Genomic DNA, 8,438 nt, shown 5'->3' on the forward strand with positions numbered 1-8,438 from the left:
TGTATAATTAAAAAGTTAGTTGAATACCAGCAGTAATGATTTTTAATGGGGGTAAGTATCCATAATTGGTAAATTCCGGATCACCATCTTCATACTTGGTAAAAGTCAATAGGTTTTGACTTTGCAGCATAATCTTGCATTGGGTGTTTTTTATACTCAATGGAAGATCATAGGACAATGCAATATTTTTGAGACGGATAAAGGAAGCATCGCTAATAGCTGCATCACTTTCACTGTATAAATAATCTGCAGTGACGGCTGCATCATTGTAACCGATGGTATAGATCTGATACGGTCCATTATCTCCTGGCTGTTGCCAACTGTTCAACATTTTTGTAGGCTGATTGGACATTTGACCAGCAAAACCCATTGGATAATTGCGATTTTTTTGTTTTACAAATTGAAACAAGAAGTCAAGTTTCCAATGCTTATAACTCAGCTGGTTTTGCAGTCCTCCAAAATATTCCGGATTGAGATCAACCACGGTCTGTCTATCATCAGGAAATGCTATTTTGCCATCGTTGTTAACGTCTGCAAATTGGTACACTCCTGTTTGCGGATCAAGCCCTTTGTACTTGTAAAGCAGCTGAATATTTAGCGGTTGGTTGATGCGGTATTGCTCTTTATAGGATGATGATTCTAATCCCGGAAAGCGGAGGAGTTTGTTTTGGGCTAGGGTCAAATTCAGGCTCGTTGTCCAATTAAAATTTTTAGTGCTACAATTGAGGGTACGCAACGTAAATTCTAATCCTGTATTTTCGACAGTAGCATCAAGATTAGATTGTAATGCCGAAAATCCGGTTGTGCCCGGTAGCGGGATACCTACCAATTGATTAGAAGATCTATTGCGATACCATGCGGCTGTTAGAAAAACCCGATCGTGTAAGAACCCTGTTTCTAAAGCCACTTCCAGTTTCTTATTGGTCTCCCAACCAAAATCAGGATTATAAAGCCGTGTCGGCTGTAGCCCGATAACTCCATCATAAGGGATCCCTGATGAGGAATAGGTGTTTAAAAATTGATAGTCGCCAATCTGGTCATTACCCGTAGTTCCGTAGCTAGCACGAAGTTTACCAAAACTAAACCAAGAACTGTTTTTGAGAAAGGTTTCATTAGAAAATAGCCACGCAGCGCCCACTGCCCCAAAATTTGCAAATTGGTTGCCTGGACCAAAGCGACTGGAACCATCCCGTCTTCCCGTAAGGTTTACAATGTAACGTTCTTGCCAATTGTAGTTTATCCTCGCAAAAAAGGCCTGATACTTGTATACGGTTTCATCACTCAACTTTACCCTTACGTTAGTGGCCGATGCCAAATCATAAATGAGGCTGTTTGAACTAAAACCTGTTCCAGATTGAAAAAGATGGGAAGTACTTTGATTTTGAAATGTCCCGCCCAATAACATACTGAATTTTCCTTTACCTAATTCTTTTTCCCAGCTCATTTGTGGTTCTACAATCCAAGAACTGCGATTGGTGTTGTTTAAGTATATTCCGGAATAGGCGCTTCCAATCCCGTAGGAAGGATTGTATATGGTTGAGGGAGAAATACGGCTTTCGGTGTGGCGTAGGTCTGTAAATCCGAAACTACTTTTAAGTACAAATCCTGAGACTATTTCATAGGATAGCACTGTATTGGCAAGCAAATCGTTTGTTTTGGATTCGAATTTGGCGGATAGATTCCGCAATGGATTATCCCAAGTGCCATTTTCCCAATTGAGATTACCGTTAGCGTCATATAAGGCTGGGGCATTTGGAGGAAGAGCACGAGCATCATAAGTGAAGTCAAATGCGGGTTGATCATTATCTTGCGCAGTGTAATTAGCTGAGAATGTCATTTTGAATTTAGCATCTTCGGAACGGTGGTTCAGGCTAAATTGTGCTCCTCCAAGTTTGTATAGAAAATCCCCAGGAAAGACTGTTGATTCCGTATGATAATTCCCGCTGAAAAGAAATTGTGTAGTTTCCGATCCTCCTGAAATGGTACCTTGTAATTTTGAAATCGCGGCGGTGCCCCCTAGTAGTTCTTGCTGCCAATTCGTATAGCGGTTTTGATCCCAAGTCCCGTTGATGTCATAGTCCCATGCCTGATATTCGGTTATTCCATCATTGCTCAAGGCTTTTGCTCTCATAGCCAGATACTGCTGGGTGTTCATTAGTTTCATAAAACTGGTGACTTGACCACTCCCTGTTGATGCAGTAATAGTAAATTTTGTTTTTCCAGCCTTTCCTTTTTTGGTAGTTACCAACACGACTCCATTTGCGCCTCTGGAGCCGTAAATAGAAGTGGCATCGGCATCTTTTAAGACTTCAATACTTTCAATATTATCAGGGTTAATACTATTTAGAGGGCTTGTAACTGTTGGGAATGTGGTTGAAGTTTGATTGTAGCCAATGGGATCGGAGGAGTAGGGAACTCCGTCTATTACATATAAAGGAGCATTGCCCCCGGGACGAATGCTGTTTTGCCCCCTTATTTTTATCTCAAATCCTCCGCCTGGTATACCTGTAGTTTGGGTGATGCTGACCCCCGCCATTCGTCCCTGCATTGTTGCGAGCATATTGGTAACGGGTTGGATTTCTATGGCTGCCGACGAAATTTTAGAGATACTACCCGTGCGTTCGCTTTCCTTAACGGAGTAATAACCTGCGTTGACACGAACTTCCTGCAAAGAGGTTATGTCTTCTTGCAACTTTATGTTGATTATTTTGCGTCCGTTTATTGGTATTATCAGTGTTTTGAATCCTATGAAACTAGCCACTAGTGTATCATTAGGCGCCGCTTCTAAAGTATATTGACCATTGAAATCGGATGTTATTACTGATTTTGCTTTTCCTTTTATGGAAATGCTAACGCCGGGCAGCGGGTTTTGGCCGTCGGTAACGATACCGCTAATCTTAGATAGTGGTTGTATATTCTGTTTGTATTTTATTGAAGTGCTCGCTAGAGCAGGAGTGAAGGACAAGTACAATCCCAAAATAAATGGGGATATAAATCCTTTCCAAGACCTATAAATTGAAAAATTTTTCATACTATTGGTTTAGTTAATTAAAATGTGAATTTTGTTAGCGCTGGTCCTCTTGTCTAGTTTGTCGACGAGTAAGAGGGCCTTTTTTTATGTGATTAGCCACGATCCCGATAGCTATCGGGACTAAGGCACAAATTTTTATTATTTTATTAAGTCATAGGCGTTATCTGTTTTCTGTTGTGAGTTATCTGTTATCTGTTTTCTGTTGTGGTTTATCTGTTTTCCGTTTTCTGTTTTCTGTTTTCTGTTGTGGATTATCTGTTATCCGTTGTGAGTTATGGGTTGTCCGTTGTGTGTTGTTGCTTCTAATTAAGCTGAGTTATTTAATACTAAAATTCAGTTAACTAGTTGTTTTTTACATTTTTAAAAACGGCCGTTTTAATCAATTGTGACTTTTTACTATCTGTTTGGGTAAAACTGCTGCAACCATAAAGCCAAAGGCAGATAAGCGTTATGAATGCCACTATTAAAGCCGCTTTTATTTGTTTGTAGTATTTCATTTTTTCAATTTTTGTTGTTTACAAAACCAGTTGTGTACCCACTGATACATAGTGTAATTACAAAGGAAGATTGATTTACACTATGGGATCTTAGTCCTTTATTTATTGAATTTTTATTCATACGATTGGTTTAGATAATTGAAATGTAAATGTTGTTAGCACTGGTTCTCTTGTCTAGTTTATCGACGAGTAAGAGGGCATTTTTTGTTTTCGCCACGAGTCCTACAATCCATAAAACAACTACCCCTATTATCTCATACCATTCCATGTCTCAAATATAGAACGCTTAAATACTATTTCTTTTACTTGGAAATACAATGCTCCGTTTTTGACAACTCTTTCTCCCGAATTGACAACTCCATTTTAAAAGAGCACAAAAAAAGATGCTCTAGAGCATCTTTATACATTTTATAATTCTAATAACTTAAAAAACTCTGAAAGCTTAATATTTCTAGCTTCACAAATTTTATTTAAAGTGTAGAGAGTGATAGTATAATTTTTATCATTGTAAATTCTACGCGCGGTTTTCTCATCAATATTATGATTTAAAGCAAATTCTGTTTTTGCTTGAGTTTCTCCTATCCATTCTTTGGCTATATAGTCGCAAATTCTTCTATCTAAATTACTCATATTAACAAAATAAATGGTTAATGATTAAAATCAATCGGACAGTTGTCCGATTGTAAAAGAATTTTACTATATTTGTTTTTGAATTTATATATTTGCGTTTCTTCATATAAAATATTTGAAGCATTCGCTTTGAATCTCGTATCAGAAAATTGGCGTTTTATAACCACGAGATGATAAGTAAGATGCTCACGTCCGATGGCGTGGGCTCACTTATTTGTGGTTAAGGTATGCCAATGCCTCTGATGCAATAAGCTGAGTTCCATGCCATTTTTTATGCGCAAAAGTTCCTCACCTTTATTCTTAGCATCGCTTCTTTTTTAAAGTCTCGCATACCATTTAATGTACGGAATTAGTTGGGAAAAGCACTGCCTGCGTTGGGCTGCAACTGGCAACGGCAGTGTACTTTCCTTTTAATAATAATCTTTAAATCAAAGTGCCTATGAAAAAAAAAAACAAAAACCTTTGTGCCTTAGTCCCGATAGCTATCGGGATCGTTTTGAGAGGGAAGATTTATGAGTTTAGGAGGAATTATTTTTGTAATGATAGTTGGAGAAGGAGGAATAGGAAATAAAGATGCTGCGAGGTGTCTTTTTTTATGCCATTTTTTTGATAATGCGGGAAACCGTAAAGGGATAAAATTATAATTGTATACTTTTACTTGATAGAAATGTACGAATATCACTAAAAGTGGGTATTGTAATAATAATTAGAAAAGCTTTTATTTACAACATACAACACAAGACATATAGCACGTGTTATGGTAAAACTTTAAAAAAAAAGTGTTACTTCTTGATGTTATTGACAAGTTAACTGATACCCTTGCGCAACTTTGTCGTAAAATAACTATAAATTAACATTCGAAATTATAAAAAATATTATTTTTAACAAAAAAACTTATGAAAAATATACTCTTATTATTAGTAGTATTAACATTATCCTGTTGTAGCAAAGACGACAACAAACCCGAAAACCCAATAGACCAACTACCACCAGCTACACAAATAGGAGCAAATACTGCTGGATGTTTGGTAGATGGAAAGGCTTTTCTTCCAAACGGATACATCCCATCTGGAAATCTGGTCTGCAATTATATTAATGGAAAAGATTTTTCATTAGGTATTTTACAGAAAAACGATAATCAAACGCTATCGTTGAATGTTATCAGTTACAATAAAAGCTTAGTTGTTGGTGAAACATACCAACTTAAAGAATATGGTGCAAATTCTATATTTGGGGAATATGTTATATTTCAACAAATTGGAAACTTGACATATCAAACAAATTCAATTGTTAAAGGTGAGTTAAAGATTACTAACCATAATTTTGATAAAGCTGTTTTGTCAGGTGTTTTTTGGTTTGATGCCGTAAACGAAAAGGGAGAAAAAGTGCAAGTGCGTGAAGGTCGCTTTGACATGCAATACTAAATTAAAATTACTTCTCTTAATTAACTAAATTTAATTATTCAAGTTTATGAAAAAATTTTTACCCTTTCTCCCTATTTTGTTGTTTTCAGTCTTTACTAACGCCCAGCAAGACATCAATACTTCGTTTGCAACTCAAATGAATGATATGTTTGGCCAACTAGACAAAACAAAAGTCCCCAATGGTATCTTGCTGGATTATGGTATGGAGTTTGCAAACGTACCTGCCTTCAACGGTACACTTACAGACAGTACTTATACCAACGCTATCAATATCAAACAACTATACAACACACTCTTATCTTCCAGAATAACAAACACCATTCCTGCAATGGTAGCACCAGAGGTATTCGAAAACAACTGGAATAGCAATAGAACCGCAGGGGTAATATCATTGAGTGGCTTGTATTACAAATATGCTCAAATTGCATACAATGCTACTGTAGATAACAAACTAACCTACAGCAACAACAAATTTTATGATAAAATAATCAATGGCGTTTGGCAAAATCCCTACCAAGAATTACAAACCTTTGTCATGACACCTGCTATTGAGCAATACGACCAGTTGAGTTTTCAGGTTATTATTCCAACTGCGCTATTTTATACCAACAACAATAGTGGCGTAGCTTCTATCGCTATAGATTTCGATAACGGTCTAGGCTATCAAACTGTAGTTCGAGGTCAGGCACTCACAGTAACCTATACTACAACAGGGTTAAAGTATTGGAAATACAAACTCAATTTGACTAATGGTACAACATTGTACAGCCAATCCAAATTTCAAGTTGGGAGCAATACAGGAACTTTTGTAGAAGTTCCTCTACCACCAAAACCTGTATGCGAATTGTGCAAAACCAGTGTAACCACCGCAACAAGCACGGCAAAGCAACTTTACGGACAAACCATTACCGCTACAAAAGACTACGAAGGGGTTTATGGGCATGTAAAAATTACAATAGACTATGCAGGCGACCCCAATCAAGGACTCAAGAAACCACTTATTGTTGCCGAAGGGTTTGACCTTGGAGCACTTTTAAATCCCGAAAAAGTGTATGGAAACAATACTTATTCAGGAACATTTCAACCAAGTTTACAATATAGTGGTACAGCATTAAGAAGCCTTATTTTTGATAACACCAAACAATACGACATTATTTACGTAGATTGGGATAATGGTGCGGATTATATGCAGCGCAATGCGTATGCGCTAGAAGAAGTTATAAAGTGGGTCAATACAAATAAAACATCTACCACCAAAAACGTTGTACTTGGTCAAAGCATGGGTGGAGTTATAGCTCGCTATGCCCTTGCAGATATGGAGCAACGAGGGTTAAACCATCAAACAGGTTTGTTTATCTCGCATGATGCACCACAGCAAGGGGCAAATATCCCAATAGCTTCTCAGTATATGTTTCGTCATCTTACACGGCAATATGTGCAGGTGGGCAATACCAATTTGGGCAATTTAGTAACCATCCCTTTACTTGATAAATATGGTGCTTCAAATTATTTGTCCATTTTGGATGCACCAGCATCCAAACAATTAATTGCAAATTTTATTGATCCTAATTATGCTATTGACAATACTACTAACACTTCGTTTTATAACGAATTAAAGACTAAAGGTCTTTCTGGCAGTGGTGGTTATCCTTTACAATGTAGAAATATAGCAATAAGCAATGGTAGCGAATGCGGTACTATACAAAGCTTTAATCCGGGTGATGATTTGGTCAATTTTAATTACAACAAAGGATTGTCTTTTTGGGGAGATTTAGCTAGTTTAATTTATAATCCTTTAGGAGGATTAATTGGAGGAGAACTTATAAATAGAAATTTTTATGGGATAGCTATTTTAGGAAGCATTCCTGGTCATTCAAAATATAAAGCTGATTTTCAGGTGAAATCATTATACAACACTTCAGGCAACCAAATTTACAAAGGACGCCTCTCCTATACCAAAAAAATTGCATGGCTATTTAATGTTACAATAAACATTACGGATGTGTCCAAGAATCAACCTGCTGGAATATTACCTTTTGATACCTATGGAGGTGGTTATTTTGATACAAGAGCAGTTGCAGGGGCAGTAACTATAAACGGCTTATATGTTAGAGATCGTTTCGGTTTTATTCCCACCACAAGTGCATTAGACATTGGTCAAAGAAACGTAGCGTTGAATGATGTAGATTATAAAAAATCGTATGTAGGTGCCATAGCACCAGTTGCACCAAAAAATAGTCCTTTTGCGAATTTTATAAGTGATTTTAACATAAACTATCCCAACGAAAGAAACAGAAGCCACATTTCGTTTGATACTAGAAATGGCGATTGGTTAGCATCAGAACTCAATTCTTTGAATAATCCTAATGGAACTCCCATCCTAGCAAATTGCACCTACACATGTTCTGATTTTGTAATTGCAGGAAACTCTACATTATGTGGTAGTGCAGTTTATTCAGTGCCCAATGTGTCTACATATTATAATTGGACAATTACAGAAGGAGTAAATCTAGTAACCCTTACTGGCAATGGCTCAAATACAGTTGCTATAACTCCAAATGCATTGGCTAATGGAAAAGTTACGTTAAGCCTCTATTTAGGTAATTCGAATTGCGGTTACAAAACAATTACAAAAAGTGTTTGGGTAGGAAAGCCTTCTTTTTATTTAGAGGACTATTATTTTGAACCTCAACCTATAAAATCAACTATTACAATGGTAAGTGATCAGTCTAATTATACTTTAGATCAACAAGGTGTAACTTATGCTGCTCCCCAAAAAACGTACAACTTTTTGTGTGAATTTAAGATAGGATTAAAAACCTTAAATTAGCAGAATTATGTCAAGAACAAGAAGAG

At 36.8% G+C, this 8,438-nt stretch carries 6 protein-coding genes; 3 read left to right on the forward strand and 3 right to left on the reverse strand.

All coding sequences use genetic code 11. The features are described 5' to 3' along the window. Positions 1-7: 7 nt before the first annotated feature. The 3 genes from BUC11_RS13405 to BUC11_RS13410 form a co-directional block, all read right to left on the reverse strand. Positions 8-3,031 carry a SusC/RagA family TonB-linked outer membrane protein gene (locus BUC11_RS13405; protein ID WP_073354870.1) on the reverse strand — a complete coding sequence of 1,008 codons (3,024 nt, stop codon included), beginning with the start codon at positions 3,029-3,031 and terminating at the stop codon, positions 8-10. Between the two features lie 341 nt (positions 3,032-3,372). Beyond that, entirely contained in the window at positions 3,373-3,528 is a 156-nt protein-coding gene (locus tag BUC11_RS17000) for a hypothetical protein (RefSeq protein ID WP_175547761.1), read from the reverse strand. 408 nt (positions 3,529-3,936) lie between these two features. Continuing rightward, a complete protein-coding gene (locus BUC11_RS13410) occupies positions 3,937-4,158 on the reverse strand; it encodes a helix-turn-helix domain-containing protein (protein ID WP_073354872.1) in 222 nt (73 codons plus the stop codon). 512 nt (positions 4,159-4,670) lie between these two features. Between BUC11_RS13410 and BUC11_RS17280 the strand changes: the two genes are divergently transcribed. The 3 genes from BUC11_RS17280 (at position 4,671) to BUC11_RS13420 (ending at position 8,412) form a co-directional block, all read left to right on the forward strand. After that, a complete protein-coding gene (locus BUC11_RS17280) occupies positions 4,671-4,802 on the forward strand; it encodes a hypothetical protein (protein WP_262487741.1) in 132 nt (43 codons plus the stop codon). Between the two features lie 252 nt (positions 4,803-5,054). Continuing rightward, positions 5,055-5,582: a Riean_0653 family protein gene (locus tag BUC11_RS13415; RefSeq protein WP_073354874.1), complete on the forward strand. Its 528-nt coding sequence runs from the start codon at positions 5,055-5,057 to the stop codon at positions 5,580-5,582. 46 nt (positions 5,583-5,628) lie between these two features. Beyond that, on the forward strand, positions 5,629-8,412 hold the full coding sequence (locus BUC11_RS13420; RefSeq protein WP_073354877.1) for a hypothetical protein: 2,784 nt from the start codon (positions 5,629-5,631) through the stop codon (positions 8,410-8,412). Positions 8,413-8,438: the final 26 nt, after the last annotated feature.

Source organism: Flavobacterium xanthum, assembly GCF_900142695.1.
In the GTDB taxonomy this organism is placed as follows: Bacteria; Bacteroidota; Bacteroidia; order Flavobacteriales; family Flavobacteriaceae; genus Flavobacterium; species Flavobacterium xanthum.

Excerpts from the sequence above, each read along its gene's own strand:
- BUC11_RS13415 (WP_073354874.1), top strand. The coding sequence starts at position 5,055 with ATGAAAAATATACTCTTATTATTAGTAGTATTAACATTATCCTGTTGT.
- BUC11_RS13420 (WP_073354877.1), top strand. The coding sequence starts at position 5,629 with ATGAAAAAATTTTTACCCTTTCTCCCTATTTTGTTGTTTTCAGTCTTT.
- BUC11_RS17280 (WP_262487741.1), top strand. The coding sequence starts at position 4,671 with ATGAGTTTAGGAGGAATTATTTTTGTAATGATAGTTGGAGAAGGAGGA.
- BUC11_RS17000 (WP_175547761.1), bottom strand. The coding sequence starts at position 3,528 with ATGAAATACTACAAACAAATAAAAGCGGCTTTAATAGTGGCATTCATA.
- BUC11_RS13410 (WP_073354872.1), bottom strand. The coding sequence starts at position 4,158 with ATGAGTAATTTAGATAGAAGAATTTGCGACTATATAGCCAAAGAATGG.
- BUC11_RS13405 (WP_073354870.1), bottom strand. The coding sequence starts at position 3,031 with ATGAAAAATTTTTCAATTTATAGGTCTTGGAAAGGATTTATATCCCCA.